This window comes from Enterobacter cloacae complex sp. 397G4, assembly GCF_050031515.1.
GTDB lineage: Bacteria > Pseudomonadota > Gammaproteobacteria > Enterobacterales > Enterobacteriaceae > Enterobacter > Enterobacter hormaechei_C.
In genome coordinates this window covers 4,480,530-4,497,088 of record NZ_JBLGWE010000001.1, presented here as the reverse complement: position 1 = coordinate 4,497,088, position 16,559 = coordinate 4,480,530, and the positions used below count along the sequence as shown (strand labels likewise).

General features: G+C 56.0%; 16 protein-coding genes. 9 read left to right on the top strand and 7 right to left on the bottom strand.

Features of this window, described 5'->3' with window-relative positions:
- Nucleotides 1-25 precede the first annotated feature (25 nt).
- Genes dam through trpS form a run of 4 tightly spaced genes read left to right on the top strand, consistent with a single transcriptional unit; the run spans nt 26 to nt 3,306 of the window.
- Nucleotides 26-838, top strand: coding sequence for an adenine-specific DNA-methyltransferase (gene dam, locus ACQG1Y_RS21755; protein ID WP_015571432.1), 813 nt, complete (start codon nt 26-28; stop codon nt 836-838).
- A 39-nt stretch (nt 839-877) separates the two neighbouring features.
- The gene (gene rpe, locus ACQG1Y_RS21750) at nt 878-1,555 is read left to right on the top strand and encodes a ribulose-phosphate 3-epimerase (protein WP_003861634.1); all 678 of its coding nucleotides are present in this window, start codon (nt 878-880) and stop codon (nt 1,553-1,555) included.
- Nucleotides 1,548-2,309, top strand: a complete 762-nt coding sequence (gene gph / locus ACQG1Y_RS21745) for a phosphoglycolate phosphatase (protein ID WP_017384158.1) — start codon at nt 1,548-1,550, stop codon at nt 2,307-2,309. The genes rpe and gph overlap by 8 nt, the downstream gene beginning before the upstream one ends.
- Nucleotides 2,302-3,306: a tryptophan--tRNA ligase gene (trpS, locus tag ACQG1Y_RS21740; protein WP_414234778.1), complete on the top strand. Its 1,005-nt coding sequence runs from the start codon at nt 2,302-2,304 to the stop codon at nt 3,304-3,306. The genes gph and trpS overlap by 8 nt, the downstream gene beginning before the upstream one ends.
- 136 nt (nt 3,307-3,442) lie before the next feature.
- Here the strand turns inward: trpS and ACQG1Y_RS21735 are convergent, their stop codons facing one another.
- From ACQG1Y_RS21735 to tsgA, 5 genes are all read right to left on the bottom strand, one after another.
- Complete coding sequence (locus ACQG1Y_RS21735) at nt 3,443-3,613, bottom strand: YhfL family protein (protein WP_063413014.1); 171 nt, start codon at nt 3,611-3,613, stop codon at nt 3,443-3,445.
- A gap of 142 nt (nt 3,614-3,755) precedes the next feature.
- Nucleotides 3,756-5,129 carry a siroheme synthase CysG gene (gene cysG / locus ACQG1Y_RS21730; protein ID WP_040118178.1) on the bottom strand — a complete coding sequence of 458 codons (1,374 nt, stop codon included), beginning with the start codon at nt 5,127-5,129 and terminating at the stop codon, nt 3,756-3,758.
- Nucleotides 5,130-5,263: 134 nt separating this feature from the next.
- Entirely contained in the window at nt 5,264-5,590 is a 327-nt protein-coding gene (nirD, locus tag ACQG1Y_RS21725; protein ID WP_015571429.1) for a nitrite reductase small subunit NirD, read from the bottom strand.
- A complete protein-coding gene (gene nirB / locus ACQG1Y_RS21720) occupies nt 5,587-8,130 on the bottom strand; it encodes a nitrite reductase large subunit NirB (RefSeq protein WP_032104008.1) in 2,544 nt (847 codons plus the stop codon). The genes nirD and nirB overlap by 4 nt, the downstream gene beginning before the upstream one ends.
- Nucleotides 8,131-8,390: 260 nt before the next feature.
- Complete coding sequence (gene tsgA, locus ACQG1Y_RS21715) at nt 8,391-9,575, bottom strand: MFS transporter TsgA (RefSeq protein WP_063135382.1); 1,185 nt, start codon at nt 9,573-9,575, stop codon at nt 8,391-8,393.
- A 278-nt stretch (nt 9,576-9,853) separates the two neighbouring features.
- On the opposite strand from tsgA, the gene ppiA reads away from it, so the two are divergent.
- The 4 genes from ppiA to argD all read left to right on the top strand — a co-directional run bounded on the left by ppiA (nt 9,854) and on the right by argD (nt 13,018).
- Nucleotides 9,854-10,426, top strand: a complete 573-nt coding sequence (ppiA, locus tag ACQG1Y_RS21710) for a peptidylprolyl isomerase A (protein WP_000920483.1) — start codon at nt 9,854-9,856, stop codon at nt 10,424-10,426.
- Between the two features lie 105 nt (nt 10,427-10,531).
- Nucleotides 10,532-11,116, top strand: coding sequence for a putative adenosine monophosphate-protein transferase Fic (locus ACQG1Y_RS21705; RefSeq protein WP_063136794.1), 585 nt, complete (start codon nt 10,532-10,534; stop codon nt 11,114-11,116).
- A 30-nt stretch (nt 11,117-11,146) separates the two neighbouring features.
- Entirely contained in the window at nt 11,147-11,710 is a 564-nt protein-coding gene (gene pabA, locus ACQG1Y_RS21700) for an aminodeoxychorismate synthase component 2 (protein ID WP_033488050.1), read from the top strand.
- Nucleotides 11,711-11,797: 87 nt separating this feature from the next.
- Nucleotides 11,798-13,018, top strand: a complete 1,221-nt coding sequence (gene argD, locus ACQG1Y_RS21695) for a bifunctional acetylornithine/succinyldiaminopimelate transaminase (RefSeq protein WP_023295528.1) — start codon at nt 11,798-11,800, stop codon at nt 13,016-13,018.
- Here argD and ACQG1Y_RS21690 read toward each other — a convergent pair.
- Entirely contained in the window at nt 13,015-15,102 is a 2,088-nt protein-coding gene (locus ACQG1Y_RS21690) for a YccS/YhfK family putative transporter (RefSeq protein WP_032104001.1), read from the bottom strand. The two genes, argD and ACQG1Y_RS21690, sit on opposite strands and share 4 nt — an antisense overlap.
- 57 nt (nt 15,103-15,159) lie before the next feature.
- A complete protein-coding gene (gene crp / locus ACQG1Y_RS21685) occupies nt 15,160-15,792 on the bottom strand; it encodes a cAMP-activated global transcriptional regulator CRP (RefSeq protein ID WP_000242758.1) in 633 nt (210 codons plus the stop codon).
- A gap of 310 nt (nt 15,793-16,102) precedes the next feature.
- Between crp and ACQG1Y_RS21680 the strand changes: the two genes are divergently transcribed.
- The gene (locus ACQG1Y_RS21680; RefSeq protein ID WP_015571423.1) at nt 16,103-16,507 is read left to right on the top strand and encodes an OsmC family protein; all 405 of its coding nucleotides are present in this window, start codon (nt 16,103-16,105) and stop codon (nt 16,505-16,507) included.
- The last annotated feature ends 52 nt before the right edge of the window (nt 16,508-16,559 follow it).

Below are 16,559 nucleotides of genomic sequence, written 5' to 3'. Positions count from 1 at the left end.
GAGAAGGTGTAATCAGTTAGTCAGCATGAAAAAAAATCGCGCTTTTCTGAAATGGGCAGGGGGGAAATACCCCCTGCTCGACGATATTAAAAAGCACCTGCCGAAAGGCGAGTGTCTTATCGAGCCCTTCGTGGGTGCTGGATCGGTGTTCCTGAATACCGATTTTTCTCGTTATATCCTGGCGGATATCAACAGCGACCTTATCAGCCTTTATAACATCGTCAAACTGCGTACCGATGAGTATGTGGAAGAGGCGCGGAAGCTGTTTACGCCAGAGAACAACAACCCGGATGTCTACTATCAGTTCCGCGCTGAGTTTAATCAAAGCCAGGATCCGTTCCGTCGCGCGCTGTTGTTTCTTTATCTCAACCGCCATGGTTACAACGGTCTGTGCCGGTATAATCTGCGTGGCGAGTTTAACGTGCCGTTTGGCCGCTATAAGCGTCCCTACTTCCCACAGGACGAGCTGTATCACTTTGCTGAAAAAGCGCAGAATGCCGAGTTCTACTGTCTCTCCTATGAAGAGTGCATGGATCTGGCGGGCGTAAACTCGGTGGTCTACTGCGACCCGCCTTACGCGCCACTGTCTGCCACGGCAAATTTCACCGCCTACCACACCAATAGCTTCAGCCCGGCCGAGCAGGCTCGTCTGGCTGAGATGGCGGAAAAGCTGGTCAGCAAAAGAATTCCGGTGTTAATTTCGAATCACGACACGCCTGATACGCGCGAATGGTACAAAGCCGCGAAGCATTTTCAGGTAAAAGTGCGGCGTAGCATTAGCAGCAACGGCGGCACACGTAAAAAGGTGGACGAACTTCTGGCGCTTTATCGACCCTGAGCCTTTGCCCGCCGGTAAACACATTTCAAGGAGATGCGGATGAAACAGTTTTTGATTGCCCCCTCAATTCTGTCGGCCGATTTTGCCCGCCTGGGTGAAGACACTGCCAAAGCTCTCGCGGCTGGCGCGGATGTCGTCCATTTCGACGTTATGGATAACCACTACGTTCCCAACCTGACCATCGGTCCGATGGTGCTTAAAGCACTGCGTAACTACGGGATCACTGCGCCCATTGACGTGCATCTGATGGTGAAACCGGTTGACCGCATCGTGCCTGATTTCGCCGCGGCGGGTGCCAGCATCATCACTTTCCACCCGGAAGCCTCCGAACACGTTGACCGCACGCTACAGCTGATCAAAGAGAACGGCTGTAAGGCGGGACTGGTCTTTAACCCGGCGACCCCGCTGAGCTATCTCGACTACGTGATGGACAAGCTGGACGTGATCCTGCTGATGTCCGTCAATCCGGGCTTTGGTGGTCAGTCATTTATCCCTCAGACCCTCGACAAACTGCGTGAAGTGCGCCGCCGTATCGATGAGTCTGGCTATGATATTCGTCTGGAAGTGGACGGCGGCGTGAAGGTCAATAATATCGGTGAGATTGCGGCGGCAGGGGCGGATATGTTCGTTGCAGGCTCCGCCATCTTCGATCAACCGGATTACAAAAAAGTCATTGATGAAATGCGCCGTGAACTGGCGAAGGTAAGTCATGGATAAATTGCAGGCTATTCGGGGTGTAGCATTTGACCTCGACGGCACGCTGGTCGACAGCGCGCCAGGATTAACCCGCGCCGTCGATCAGGCGCTGTATGCCCTTGAACTCCCCGTTGCAGGCGAAGAGCGCGTGGTGACGTGGATTGGTAACGGTGCAGACGTGCTGATGGAGCGCGCGCTGACCTGGGCTCGTCAGGAGCGTGCCTCTCAGCGTTCCGCGCAAGGTAAACCGAGTGTTGACCACGCGGATATTCCCCAGGATGAGCAGCAGCGTATTCTGCGCAAACTGTTCGACCGTTTCTACGAAGAGACCGTCGAAGAGGGTAGCTTCCTGTTCCCGGATGTCGCTGAAACGCTGAGCGCGCTACATGCCAAAGGCATCCCGCTGGGACTGGTGACTAACAAGCCGACACCGTTCGTTGCGCCTCTGCTGGAAGCGCTGGATATCGCGAAATACTTCTCTGTAATTGTGGGCGGCGATGACGTGCAGAATAAAAAGCCGCATCCGGAACCGCTATTGCTGGTGGCAGGAAAATTATCCTTAGCGCCTGCGGAGCTGCTCTTTGTCGGGGATTCCCGCAATGATATTCTGGCTGCCAGAGCGGCAGGTTGCCCGTCGGTTGGGTTGACCTACGGCTACAACTACGGTGAAGCCATTACGCTGAGTGAGCCGGACGTTGTGTTCGACCACTTCAAAGATTTGTTGCCCGCACTCGGGCTCTCGCACAGTGAACATCAGGAATTGAATAATGACTAAGCCCATCGTTTTTAGTGGCGCACAGCCTTCAGGTGAACTGACCATTGGTAACTACATGGGTGCGTTACGTCAGTGGGTGAGCATGCAGGATGACTACCACTGCATTTACTGCATCGTGGATTTGCATGCTATCACCGCGCGTCAGGATCCCGAGAAGCTGCGCAAAGCAACACTTGATACGCTGGCGCTGTACCTGGCGTGCGGTATCGATCCAGAGAAGAGCACCATTTTCGTTCAGTCTCACGTGCCAGAGCACGCGCAGCTGGGCTGGGCGCTGAACTGCTACACCTATTTCGGCGAGCTGAGCCGCATGACCCAGTTCAAGGATAAGTCTGCCCGCTACTCTGAAAACATCAACGCCGGTCTGTTTGACTATCCGGTGCTGATGGCGGCCGACATTCTGCTGTACCAGACCAACCAGGTGCCGGTGGGTGAAGACCAGAAGCAGCACCTGGAGCTGAGCCGCGATATTGCCCAGCGCTTCAATGCGCTTTACGGTGACGTGTTCAAAGTGCCTGAGCCGTTTATTCCGAAATCCGGTGCGCGCGTGATGTCGCTGCTGGAGCCGACCAAAAAGATGTCCAAGTCTGACGATAACCGCAACAACGTTATCGGCCTGCTGGAAGATCCGAAATCGGTGGTGAAAAAGCTCAAGCGTGCGGTGACCGACTCCGACGAGCCGCCAGTGGTGCGCTACGACGTGCAGAACAAAGCGGGCGTGTCTAACCTGCTGGACATTCTCTCCGGTGTGACCGGACAGAGCATCCCTGAGCTGGAAAAACACTTTGAAGGCAAGATGTACGGCCACCTGAAAGGCGAAGTGGCAGACGCCGTTTCCGGCATGCTGACCGAGTTGCAGGAGCGCTATCACCGTTACCGTAACGACGAAGCTTTCCTGCAAAAAGTGATGAAAGAGGGCGCGGGAAAAGCCAGCGCGCGCGCCTCCGAAACTCTGAAAGCGGTGTACGACGCGATTGGGTTTGTGGCGAAACCTTAAGCCGCTTTGTCGGGTGGCGCTTACGCTTACCCGGCCTACGGGACCGTGCAGGTCGGGTAAGCGTAAGCGCCACCCGACAAAACTGACGAAACAAAAAAACCGGGACATCCCCGGTTTTTTTACGCCTGAAAAACGCTTACTGCTGTGCCGCCGGGCCGCAACCGCCGATGATCTTCGAAATGGAGATCGCCGGGTGAAGCAAGTAATCGTAGCTGCAATTATTTTTAGTATTTTGAACGTGACCGGTGCAGGCCGTCATAGTTGATAACAGGCCGACCAGAACGGCAGCTTTTGCCAGTTTGAACATACGCATTCCTTGTCAATAAATCGAAAATTGGATGTAACACGAGGGAATAAATGGAAAAGTTCCATTATGCGGGCGGTATGTTATCGACTGAGGTAAGAAGGGAGTAGTCCGCTTAAAGACTACTCCCGGGAGAGATTATGCGTTAGTGGCTGGAGAACCAGTTCAGTTTTTCGCGCAGGGCTACCACGCGACCCACCACGATCAGCGCCGGGCTTTCAACCTGCTGCGCCAGCTCGCCCAGCTGCGTCAGCACGCCATCGACCACGCGCTGCGTAATGGCGGTGCCGTTTTCCACCAGCGCGACCGGCATATCTGCTTCCATGCCGTGCTCCAGCAGTTTCGCCTGGATCGTGGCTGCCTGATTTAGCCCCATATAGAACACCAGCGTCTGCTTTTCAGCGGCCAGATTATGCCAGTCCAGTTCGCTGCCGGTTTTCAGGTGGCCCGTCACCAGGCGCACGCTCTGGGCATAGTCGCGATGGGTTAACGGAATGCCGGAATAGGCAGAACAGCCGGACGCCGCCGTAATGCCCGGCACCACGGAGAACGGAATACCCGCGTTGCACAGGGTTTCCAGCTCTTCGCCGCCACGACCAAAGATAAACGGATCGCCACCCTTCAGGCGCACCACGCGCTTTCCTTTTTGCGCTTCCCGCAGCAGGATCTGATTGATCTCCTCCTGCGGCACGCAGTGATAACCTGCCCGTTTGCCGACGAACACGCGGTCAGCATCCCGGCGCACCAGATTCATGATGTCATCAGAGACCAGACGGTCATACACCACGATGTCCGCCTGCTGGATCTGCTGGAGACCCTTCAGCGTCAGCAGGCCCGCATCGCCGGGACCTGCGCCCACCAGCACCACTTCACCGCGATGGTCCAGCGGCTCGCTCAGGAGCTGTTCGGTCGTCTCTTCAACGGCTTTGGTGTCCTGATTGGCAAGGGACTGCGCCAGCCTGTCGTTGACAAAGAACTTCTCCCAGAAGCGACGGCGTTCGCCCACGGTTGCGAAGGTTTGCTTCACGCGGGAGCGCAGCTCCCCGGCGTATTGGGCAATCTGACCAAGATGCTGCGGCAGCACGGCTTCCAGTTTTTCCCGCAGCAGACGGGCAAGAACGGGCGAGCGCCCGCCGGACGACACCGCAATCATCAGCGGTGAACGGTCGATAATCGACGGCATGATAAAGCTCGCCTCTTTCGGCGCATCCACAACGTTACAGAAGATGCGGCGCGCTTCGCAGGCGTCGCTGACGCGCTGGTTAACGTCATCGTTATCCGTTGCGGCGATGGTCAGCCAGCAGGTATCCAGCAGGGATTCATCAAATTCGCCCTGCACCTGGGTGAGCATCCCTTCCTGCGCCCAGACGTCAAACTGTGGGGCAAAAGTGAGGGCGTTGACGGTCAGCCGGGCGCCCGCCTCTAACAGCAGGCGTGCCTTGCGTTCAGCCACATCGCCGCCGCCCACGAGCAGGCAGTCGCGGTTGCGTAATTGACAAAAAATCGGCAGGTGATCCACGACGTTACCTCACAGCATTCATGGCGGGGGAAGAATTGACGTCAGGATAACAGCAGGAATCGTACAGAACATACGGTTTTTCCTGCCGTTACCCATAAGGGGTCATAAGCCTTTCCTATTGAAAAGGCGAGAGGTTACGCTTTCAGCTGCACCTCGCCGTCCTTCACGCGGACGTCGTAGTGTTTGACCGAGAAGCTTTCATCTTCCATGCAGAGTCCGTCGGTTAAGCGGAAGCGCTGCTTTTTCAGCGGGCTGGCAACCCACAGCTCGCCCTGGTGCTCCGCAATCAGACCGCGGGAGAGCACGCTGGCCTCGAAGAACGGGTCGATATTGCTGATGGCATAGACCTGTTCATCGTGGCGAGGGCGGAAAATCGCCACCTGCTCGTTGCCCAGCAGGGCACAGACGCCGGTTGCTGGCAGAATGTCGTTAATGTTGCAGATGTTTACCCACTGGCTCATGCGTTTTCCTCCACCAGCATCACCGGAATACGTTCATACGGGGTCGCTGGACGGTGCTGTTCGCGCTCCGGCACCACCTGCACGTTCGGGTCGCGCTGGGTGCTGTTGATAAAGTGTTTGAAGCGCGTCTGCGCCGCTGGCGTGTTCACGGTTTCGGTCCACTCGCAGATCACCGCCTCGCGCAGGCGAGTCATCTCGGATTCCAGCTGTTCATTCAGACCCAGCTTGTCGTCGATAATGACCGACTTCAGGTAGTCGATGCCGCCTTCGAGATTATCCAGCCAGGACGCGGTACGGGTCAGCTTATCGGCGGTACGAATGTAGAACATCATGAAGCGGTCGAGGTATTTGATCAGCGTATCGCGATCGAGATCGGCGGCCAGCAGATCCGCGTGGCGAGGTTTCATCCCGCCGTTACCGCACACGTACAGGTTCCAGCCTTTCTCGGTGGCGATGATACCCACGTCTTTCCCCTGGGCTTCCGCACATTCACGGGTACATCCTGACACGCCGAACTTCATTTTGTGCGGCGTACGGATGCCTTTGTAGCGATTTTCCAGCTCTACGCCGAAGCCCACGCTGTCGCCCACGCCGTAGCGGCACCAGGTGCTGCCCACGCAGGTTTTCGCCATGCGCAGCGCCTTGGCGTACGCGTGACCGGTTTCAAAGCCCGCTTCAATCAGCTGACGCCAGATTTCCGGCAGGTCATCTTTCTGCGCACCGAACAGGCCGATACGCTGGGAGCCGGTGATTTTGGTGTACAGGTTAAACTCACGGGCGATACGGCCCACGGCGACCAGCCCTTCCGGGGTAATCTCCCCTCCGGCAGAACGCGGGATCACCGAGTAAGTCCCGTCTTTCTGAATATTGGCCAGGAAGTTATCGTTGGTGTCCTGAAGCGGAGTGTGTTCTGGTTTGAGCACATATTCGTTCCAGCAGGACGCCAGCAGGGAACCGACGGTAGGCTTACATACTTCACAGCCATAGCCCTGGCCGTGTTTCTCCAGCAGTTCGTCGAAGGACTTAATGCCTTCCACGCGGATTAAGTGATACAGCTCCTGGCGAGAGTAAGCGAAGTGCTCGCACAGGTTGTTGTTCACTTCAATGCCCTGTTTTGCCAGCTCGGCGTTCAGCACCTGAGTGACCAGAGGAATACAGCCGCCGCAGCCGGTCCCGGCTTTGGTTTCCGCCTTCAGCGCCGCAACGGTGTGGCAGCCTTTGTTAATGGCGGAGATCAGCATGCCTTTGGTCACGTCGAAGCAGGAGCAAATCTGCGCGCTGTCCGGCAGTTTATCCACGCCGATGGACGGCTTACCGCTGGAGGCGTGCGCCGGGAGGATTAGCGCGTCCGGGTTCTCCGGCAGCTCAATGGCGTTCAGCACCAGCTGGAGCAGGTTACCGAAGTCGCTGGTATCACCCACCAGCACCGCCCCGAGCAGGGTTTTGTTGTCCGGGCTGACGATGAGACGTTTGTAGACTTCTTTGCTTTCGTCCAGATAAACATAGCTGCGGGAGTTCGGGGTGCGGCCATGCGCATCACCAATACCGCCCACGTCCACGCCCAGCAGTTTCAGCTTGGCGCTCATGTCTGCGCCGGTGAAGGCGTTTTCGCTGCCGAGGATATGGTCAACGGCGACCTGCGCCATTTTGTACCCTGGTGCAACCAGACCGTATACGCGGTTATTCCAGCTGGCGCATTCGCCGATGGCGTAGATATCCGGATCGGAGGTCTGGCAGGTATCGTTGATCATGATCCCGCCGCGCTGCGCAACGGCCAGACCGCACTGGGTGGCCAGCTTGTCGCGCGGGCGAATACCGGTGGAGAAGACGATGAAATCCACTTCCAGCTCGCTGCCGTCGGCAAAGCGCATGGTTTTACGCGCTTCGGTGCCTTCCTGCACGATCTCTTTGGTGTTCTTGCTGGTGTGAACCTTCACGCCCATGCTTTCGATTTTACGGCGTAGCTGGTCGCCACCCATATGGTCCAGCTGTTCCGCCATCAGCATCGGGGCAAATTCGATGACGTGGGTTTCAACGCCGAGGTTTTTCAGTGCGCCTGCCGCTTCCAGACCCAGCAGACCACCGCCGACAACCGCGCCGCGTTTGCTTCGACGTGCGCAGGATTCAATGGCGTTGAGGTCTTCAATGGTACGGTAAACGAAGCAATCCTGGGTTTCCGACCCTTTAATAGGCGGGATCCACGGATACGAGCCCGTCGCCATGATCAGCTTGTCGTAAAAAACCGTACGTCCGGCGCTGGAGTGGATCACTTTCTCCTGACGGTTGATGGTGATAGCGCGTTCGCCCACCAGCACTTTTACGCCATGTTTCTCGTAGAACCCTTCACGCACCAGAGAGAGCTCTTCGGCGGTATGGTGAGAGAAGTAGGAAGACAAGTGCACACGGTCGTACGCCTTGCGGGGTTCTTCACAGAACACGGTAATATCGAACTGCTCAGCATCGGCTTTATCGAGAAGATCCTCAATAAAGCGGTGGCCGACCATGCCGTTACCGATGATAGCGAGTCTGACTTTGCTCATTTTTGCCTCGATTTCTTTTCTATTACTGCCTACCTTAACGATTCAGCAGGGGCACTTATTGATGCAAATCAAATACGCCTTCACCTACCCCTTAGTGGGTATATCTATGATTTGTCAGGATTTTTATAAGTGACGGATATTGTTTGATTTTTGTGCTTGCTTATTTTTTGCACAAATATAGTGGGGTTTTTTACCCATCGGCGGGCAGGGCGGGTGAGCAGGGGAAAACCCCTTTGCAGTACGCAAAGGGGTTATGGCGATTAGTGGGTAGCTGTTGCCGGGTTGTGTTGACGGTGACGGGTCACAAAGCCCAGCACGAAGCACATGATGAACACCACGGCGTACAGACCGTTAGCGGTATGCAGCGCCGCCAGCGGGCCGCTGTGCGCAACAATCGGGCCCGTGACCACGAAGGTCAGCATGGTGCCGATGGTGCCGCAGGTCAGCACGAAGTTCACCAGCTTTGGCGAGGCCACTTTGGTCTGAAGAGAGCCAAGGGTGATGATCGAGGTGTAAATCGCACTGGAGAAGAAGCCCAGGGTCAGGATGGACCACGGCATATGCTCCGGGGAACCGTTGATGAACAGATACATCAGCACGGTCGCCAGACCCGCCAGAACGGTCAGGATCCGTTGCAGGTCGAAGAAGCGCAGGATAAAGCTAAACGCCCACATGCCGAACATGTAAGACATCCAGAAATCGCTCACCAGTTTACCCGCGTCGTTCAGGCTCATGCCCAGACCTTTCGCGTATTCAGGAACCCAGGAGATAAAGCCCAGCTGACCGAGGATGTAACACAGCGCGGCGATGGAGAGGAACAGTACGCCGATACCCCATTTTTCTTTCGCAACCGGCTCGGACGTAGTCTGCGCTTTTTTGCCCAGCACCGGGAACTCGCAGCCGAAGGTGAGAACAAAGATCGCGACATAAACCAGACCAATGCAGGCGTACACCCAGTACCACTCAATGCTGCGCGCCAGAAGATACGCGGCGACCATCGGGAAAATCATCCCGGCCATGCTGAAGAAGGAGTCGGTGAACAGCAGACGCGCGCCGCGCTGGCGGCCTTCATACATGTGCGTAATCAGGAACGTACCGATCGACATGGTGATCCCGCTCACCAGGCCCAGCACGAACATGGCGGCAGAGAAGAGGGCGATGCTGTGGCTCAGCATCAGGCCCGCCACGGCGGCAACCATCAGCACGAAGCCGAAACGCAGCTGCGTTTTCAGCGGCACGATTTCCATCAGCCAGGCATTAAGGAAAATAGAGATCAGGATCCCCGCGTTCAGGAAGGTGAAGGTGTTACTCATGCTGGAAACGGGCAGCTGGAAGTAGTCTGCGATATTTCCCATCACCATCCCGGTGACGATCACCAACGCGCCGGTCAGGGCGTAAGAGAAGAAGCTGATCCATGTGAGCTTGATGCGATTGCTGTTAGTCATGTCTGGCCTGTTAAAAGTAAAGAAAAACGCAATGACTGCGTTTGAGCGGGCAGATTTTAGTCGCGAAAGTGATCTAATTAAATCTTTTCAGAAAATTTTGAGCACAATTGCAGGTTTTAACGTGATGCAGATCACATTACGTTGTGGGGTGAACAATCGTTTGCGCGGTAATAATTGTTTCAATTTGGTAAAATTAGGTAAAAGACTGGTCTGGGTTCATACTGCTCTTTAGAATCAAGCCATTCGCTTTTTATACTGCGCTTTGTTAAGGAATTCTCATGCTCAAATCAACACTGGCGGCTGTCGCAGCTGTGTTTGCTCTTTCTGCCGTTTCCCCTGCTGCGCTGGCAGCCAAAGGAGACCCCCACGTCCTGCTGACTACCTCTGCGGGGAATATTGAGCTGGAGCTGGATAGCCAGAAAGCCCCTGTTTCGGTGAAAAACTTCCTCGACTACGTGAACAGTGGTTTTTATAACAACACCACGTTCCACCGCGTGATCCCGGGCTTTATGATTCAGGGTGGCGGTTTTAACGAGCAGATGCAGCAGAAACAGCCCAACCCGCCCATCAAAAATGAAGCAGACAACGGCCTGCTGAACAAGCGCGGCACCATCTCCATGGCGCGTACGGCGGACAAAGACAGCGCCACCAGCCAGTTCTTCCTCAACGTGGCTGATAACGCCTTCCTGGACCACGGTCAGCGCGACTTTGGCTACGCGGTGTTTGGCAAAGTGGTGAAAGGCATGGACGTTGCGGATAAGATTTCTCAGGTTCAGACTCACGATGTCGGTCCATACCAGAATGTGCCGTCTAAGCCAGTCGTCATTCTCTCCGCGAAAGTGCTGCCGTAATCGTTCCCCCACACGGGCACATCTTGCCCGTGTCTTTCCACCCTCCCTGCGAAAGCGCGTTTTGCTGCTTATACTTGTGGCAAACGGACTATTCAGGGAGGCGTAGTGAAAAAACTCACCGACAAGCAAAAATCCCGTCTCTGGGAGCAACAACGTAAGGTCAATTTTCAGGCCAGCTGCCTCCTTGAAAAAGGTAAGGGTCCCGCTGAACCTGATATCGAGATGCTGGAACTGGGGCCTTCCGCACCGGGTTTACCCCATCTGTGTCTTATTCACCGCCATTTATTCCGCAACGAAATGAAAGGCGCGGGCGAGCTGCGCACCGCCGATATTTCTAAGGGCGACATTCCTTTTTGCCATTTCGAGTACATCGAGAAAGTGGGTAATGAGCTGATGGCTTCGCTGGAAAGTGATAAATATCTGGTGGGCCTTCAGAAAGCAGAGTTTACAGACAGAATCAGTCATTACTACTGTGAAATCAACATGCTACATCCGTTTATGAGCGGTAATGGCGTGGCCCAGCGGATCTTCTTTGAACAACTGGCTATTCATGCGGGCTATGTGCTGAACTGGCAGGGGATCGACCCGAACGACTGGGCAGCCGCCAATCAGAGCGGGGCAATGGGGGATTTGACCGCCCTGAACGCCATCTTTGCCAAAGTTGTGAGCGAAGCGCGGGAATCTGCGTAAAATAGGGCGGCCATTTTTTCAGGAGCCGCCATGATTCTGCTGATTGATAACTACGATTCCTTTACCTGGAACCTTTACCAGTATTTTTGTGAGCTGGGGGCAGAGGTGGTTGTCCGCCGTAACGATGAGATCGCGCTGGCTGACATTGACGCGCTGGCACCCCAGAAAATCGTGATTTCGCCGGGGCCGTGTACCCCTTCGGAGTCCGGTATCTCGCTGGAGGCGATCCGCCATTATGCGGGCAAACTGCCGATTCTGGGCGTCTGCCTGGGTCATCAGGCCATTGCGCAGGTCTTTGGCGCCTCCATTGTCCGTGCCGCGAAAGTCATGCACGGCAAAACCTCTCCGGTCACGCACACCGGTACCGGCGTATTTCTGGGGCTAAACAATCCGTTAACCGTGACGCGCTACCATTCTCTGATCATTGATCCGCCGACCCTGCCGGCCTGCTTTGAGGTCACCGCCTGGAGCGAGACGCAGGAGATCATGGGCATTCGTCACCGTGAGTACGATCTGGAAGGCGTGCAGTTCCACCCGGAAAGCATTCTCAGCGAACAGGGGCACGCGCTGCTGGCCAATTTCCTTAATCGCTGAATATCTGTTGCCTTGTTGTGATTTTTTATGCATATTTTGTGATTATATTTTCACAATCAATGTGACATAAAAATGGATGGTCATGACATGGCAACTGAACAACCAGCAATTACCCGCGCGACATTCGATGAAGTGATCCTGCCGATTTATGCACCGGCTGAGTTTATCCCGGTGAAAGGGAGAGGCAGCCGCGTCTGGGATCAGCAGGGCAACGAGTATGTTGATTTCGCAGGCGGTATTGCGGTGACGGCGCTGGGCCATTGCCATCCTGCGCTGGTGGACGCGCTGAAAACGCAGGGCGAAACGCTGTGGCACACGAGCAACGTGTTCACCAACGAACCGGCGCTGCGTCTGGGGCGTAAGATCATCGATGCCACCTTCGCCGAACGCGTGCTGTTTATGAACTCCGGCACCGAAGCCAACGAAACCGCCTTTAAGCTGGCGCGCTACTACGCAACCACGCGTCATAGCCCGTACAAAACCAAAATCATCGCCTTCCATAACGCCTTCCACGGACGCTCCTTCTTTACCGTTTCCGTTGGCGGCCAGCCGAAGTATTCCGACGGCTTTGGTCCGAAACCTGCGGATATCATCCACGTGCCGTTTAACGATCTCCACGCCGTTAAAGCGGTGATGGACGATCACACCTGTGCCGTGGTGGTCGAGCCCATTCAGGGGGAAGGCGGCGTCACGGCGGCCACCCCGGAATTTCTGCAAGGGCTGCGCGAGCTGTGCGACGAGCACCAGGCGCTGCTGGTGTTTGATGAAGTGCAGTGTGGGATGGGGCGTACCGGAGACCTGTTTGCTTATATGCACTACGGCGTAACGCCGGATATTCTGACCAGCGCGAAAGCGCTCGGCGGCGGTTTCCCGGTCAGTGCGGTGCTCACCACCCAGGATATCGCTTCCGCATTTCATGTGGGCTCACACGGCTCCACCTACGGCGGTAATCCGCTGGCGTGCGCCGTGGCGGGTGCGGCGTTCGACATCATTAATACGCCGGACGTCCTGAATGGCGTGAATGCGAAACGCGACCTGTTTGTGAAACATCTCCAGCAGATTGACCAACAGTTTGATGTCTTCAGCGACATCCGCGGGATGGGGCTGCTGATCGGCGCCGAACTGAAGCCGCAGTACAAAGGCCGCGCGCGCGATTTCCTGCACGCCGCCGCGCACGAAGGCGTCATGGTGCTCAACGCCGGGCCGGACGTGATGCGCTTTGCGCCATCGCTGGTGGTGGAAGACAAAGACATCGAAGACGGATTAACCCGTTTTGCCGCGGCGGTCGCGAAGATCGTCAGCGGCTAATACGCGGTTCGTTTTAACCGGCGCGTTAACCAAATCCCGTGATGCGGGCGCTGACGCCATGCCACCGACGAAATGGTGTGCATGGTGTTCAGGTGCCCGAGAACGCGCTGTAAATGCTGCTCAAGGGTGCTCATCGGCCCGTGGGTCAGCGTCTCCGGCGCTTCCAGAATGTTCGAATCCCCTGACTCGCCCGGCGCGTCATACTCCAGACGCTGCTGACAGCGCTGCAACGCAATTTCACACGACTGCAAATAGCGCTGCGCCAGATCCGTCGTCAGCATCGTGTGCTCCCGCGCCAGCGTCGTCATGGCATTGATGTGCTCGACGATAAACTGGCTGTGCGTGACCCACAGCTTCATGTCAGCCAGATAGTGCGCGTTAAAGCCCGGCTCCTGCATGGCCTGGTTAAGGGAGTTGAACAGGGCGTTATGCGCCTGGTTGACCTTCATGCGCTCGTAGGCCAGCGGAGAGGGCTGCGGGTCATCGCTCAGAATAAGACGAATGGCCTGCTGGTCAGCTTCGAGCGCGTCGTGGGCGTTCTGCCTGAGCAGCCCGCTTTGCCACTGCGGCCACAGCCAGACCATGCCGCCAAAGGCGATCAGGCAGCCAATTAGCGTATCGACCAGCCGGGCAATAATAAACTGTTCCCCGTTAAGCGTGAGCAGTTGCAGGGTATACACCGCCGTCACCGTAAAGCCCACCATCGCCCAGCCGTAGTTTTTGCGGATGATCAGGTAGCTCACCAGCGTGATTGCCAGCATACCGGCCAGGGTATAGCCTTCCGGCACGTGGAAGTGCAGCGTCACGCCCGCGATAATCAGCCCCGCCATCGTACCGCCCGCCCGATGCAGAATGCGCACCCGCGTGGCGCCATAGCCGTTCTGGGTGACAAACAGCACGGTCATTAAGATCCAGTAGGGTTTCGGCAGGTGCAGGGCCATTCCCATCAGGCTGGCGATGCTCAGCATCACACTGATCCGCGCGGCATTGCGCAGGGCGGAAGATTTCAGTGATAGATAGCTTTTGAGCGCGGGCAGCAGCGGCAGCCGTTTTTGCTTATCGGCCATCAGGTCCCGGGCATAAAGCGGGCGCTGGGTGCGTAACACCCGGGCGATGCGGCTGAAATGCCAGGCAGCAAATTGCCCGACCGGGTTATCCGCGTGCTGACGCGCAATCTTTTCCAGCGCGCCGAGCTGTTTGTCCATGTTAAAGCGCGTCGGGTAGCGGTGATAGAGGATATCGTCAGCCAGCACCCGCAGGCGGGCCGCGACGGTCTGCGCGTTCCAGCGGATCACCGCTTCCGCATGGCTGCGCTCTACCAGCTTTTGCACCTCTTCCGGATTATGAAGGCTGACGGAGATATGCTCCTGCAAATCCAGCCCGACCTGGAAGGTTCGCAGCAGCCGCTTGTATTCATGATTTTTGTTGGCGGCAAGCATGTGCAACTGCTGATAGCACTGGCTGATCAGATCCACCACTTTTTGCTGGCGCGCCAGCAGCGGCGGCAGGGATTTTTCCGGGTCGGTATGTTGAGTGAGCAGTGTGTATTTTGCTTCGCAGTATTCAGCAAGCTGCACGTAGAGCAGGCTCAGGGATTCGCGCAGCGGCTGTTCCCGCCACAGCCAGAACCAGAACCAGTTAAACAGCCCGTACCATAGCGTGCCGAGGGCGTAGATCAGCAATGGCTCCCACACCGGCATATTGCCCGCAAGGCTTAAGGTGAAGATGGCGGCAATCAGCGACGCGGGAAGCAGGCGGGCGTGCAGCGAGCTGATTTCGGCGGTGACGCCGAGCGTCATCGCCAGCACGGTCAGGATCAACGGCAGAGGAATGTCGCGGGCCAGTAAGAGTTGTACGGCAAGGCTACAGCCGGCAAACAGGCAGCCGCCAATAATCAGACGTTTAAAAAAGCGTTTATGCGGCGTATCCAGACCGGCAATGTTGCAGCAGGCGGGCACGAGGGAAAACAGCAGGCCTTGCTGAAGATGTCCGAGGATCAGGCCCACGGCCACGGGAAGACACAGCACCAGCGTTTGTCGTAGTGCGTAGTTAACTTCCGGGTGATAGATCAGCCTGCGCCACATGAGGAGTAGAGACAAAAACGGCGTGCCACCCTGCGGCGGCACGCCGTTTGACCGAAATTAACGGGTTCCGTAGACCACGATAGTTTTACCGTGGGCAGAGATCAGGTTCTGGTCTTCCAGCATCTTCAGGATACGGCCCACTGTTTCACGGGAGCAGCCGACGATCTGACCGATTTCCTGACGGGTAATTTTAATTTGCATACCGTCAGGGTGGGTCATGGCGTCTGGCTGTTTCGCCAGGTTCAACAGCGTCTGCGCGATACGACCGGTCACGTCCAGGAAGGCGAGGTTACCCACCTTCTCAGAGGTCACTTGCAGACGGCGTGCCATCTGGGAAGAAAGACGCATCAGGATGTCAGGGTTGACCTGAATCAGCTGACGGAATTTCTTGTAAGAAATTTCAGCCACTTCACATGCTGTTTTTGCACGAACCCAGGCGCTACGTTCCTGGCCTTCTTCAAACAGGCCCAGTTCACCGATAAAATCGCCCTGGTTCAGATAAGAAAGGATCATCTCTTTCCCTTCTTCATCTTTGATCAGCACGGCCACCGAGCCTTTAACGATGTAATACAACGTTTCCGCTTTTTCACCCTGGTGAATCAGCGTGCTCTTTGATGGGTACTTATGAATGTGGCAATGAGACAAGAACCATTCGAGAGTCGGGTCTGTTTGCGGTTTGCCAAGCACCATGCGCTGTTATCCTCTGTTATAAGCTGTCACCAGAGTCATAAGATGCATCCGGACTCTGGGGTTGCAATCGAATTCTTACCCATACCTGGGAAGTCGGCTGTCGTAACGTTTCGCAGCCAGTAAAGTTTGATGTCCTCTGCATACATGTGTAACGTCAATGTATTACTGTAGCATCCAGAGTGTTTTAGCATAGCTTTCGCCGCGTGTCTCCTGGTGTCTCGCTTCAGCATGACGCAGGTCGCCTTCCGTTGCGAGAAATGTAACGTACACGTAATCTGTCATAAAAAATGCAACGTTGGAGTGAGTGAATATGCAAGCGCGTGTGAAATGGGTTGAAGGGTTAACGTTCCTGGGCGAGTCTGCTTCCGGGCACCAGGTTTTGATGGATGGCAACTCCGGCGATAAAGCGCCAAGCCCGATGGAAATGGTGCTGATGGCGGCAGGCGGATGCAGTGCGATCGACGTGGTGTCGATCCTGCAAAAAGGCCGTCATGACGTGACCGATTGTGAAGTGAAGCTGACGTCGGAACGTCGTGAAGAGGCGCCCCGCCTGTTCACGCATATTAATTTGCACTTTATCGTCACCGGCAAAGAACTGAAGGATGCGGCGGTCTCGCGTGCGGTTGACCTGTCTGCGGAAAAATACTGCTCTGTGGCGCTAATGCTGGAGAAAGCGGTAAAAATCACCCATTCTTATGAAGTGATCGCGGCTTAATTTTTTGGCGGGTGGCGCTTCGCTGACCCGCCCTACAAAAGCACGCCCGTAG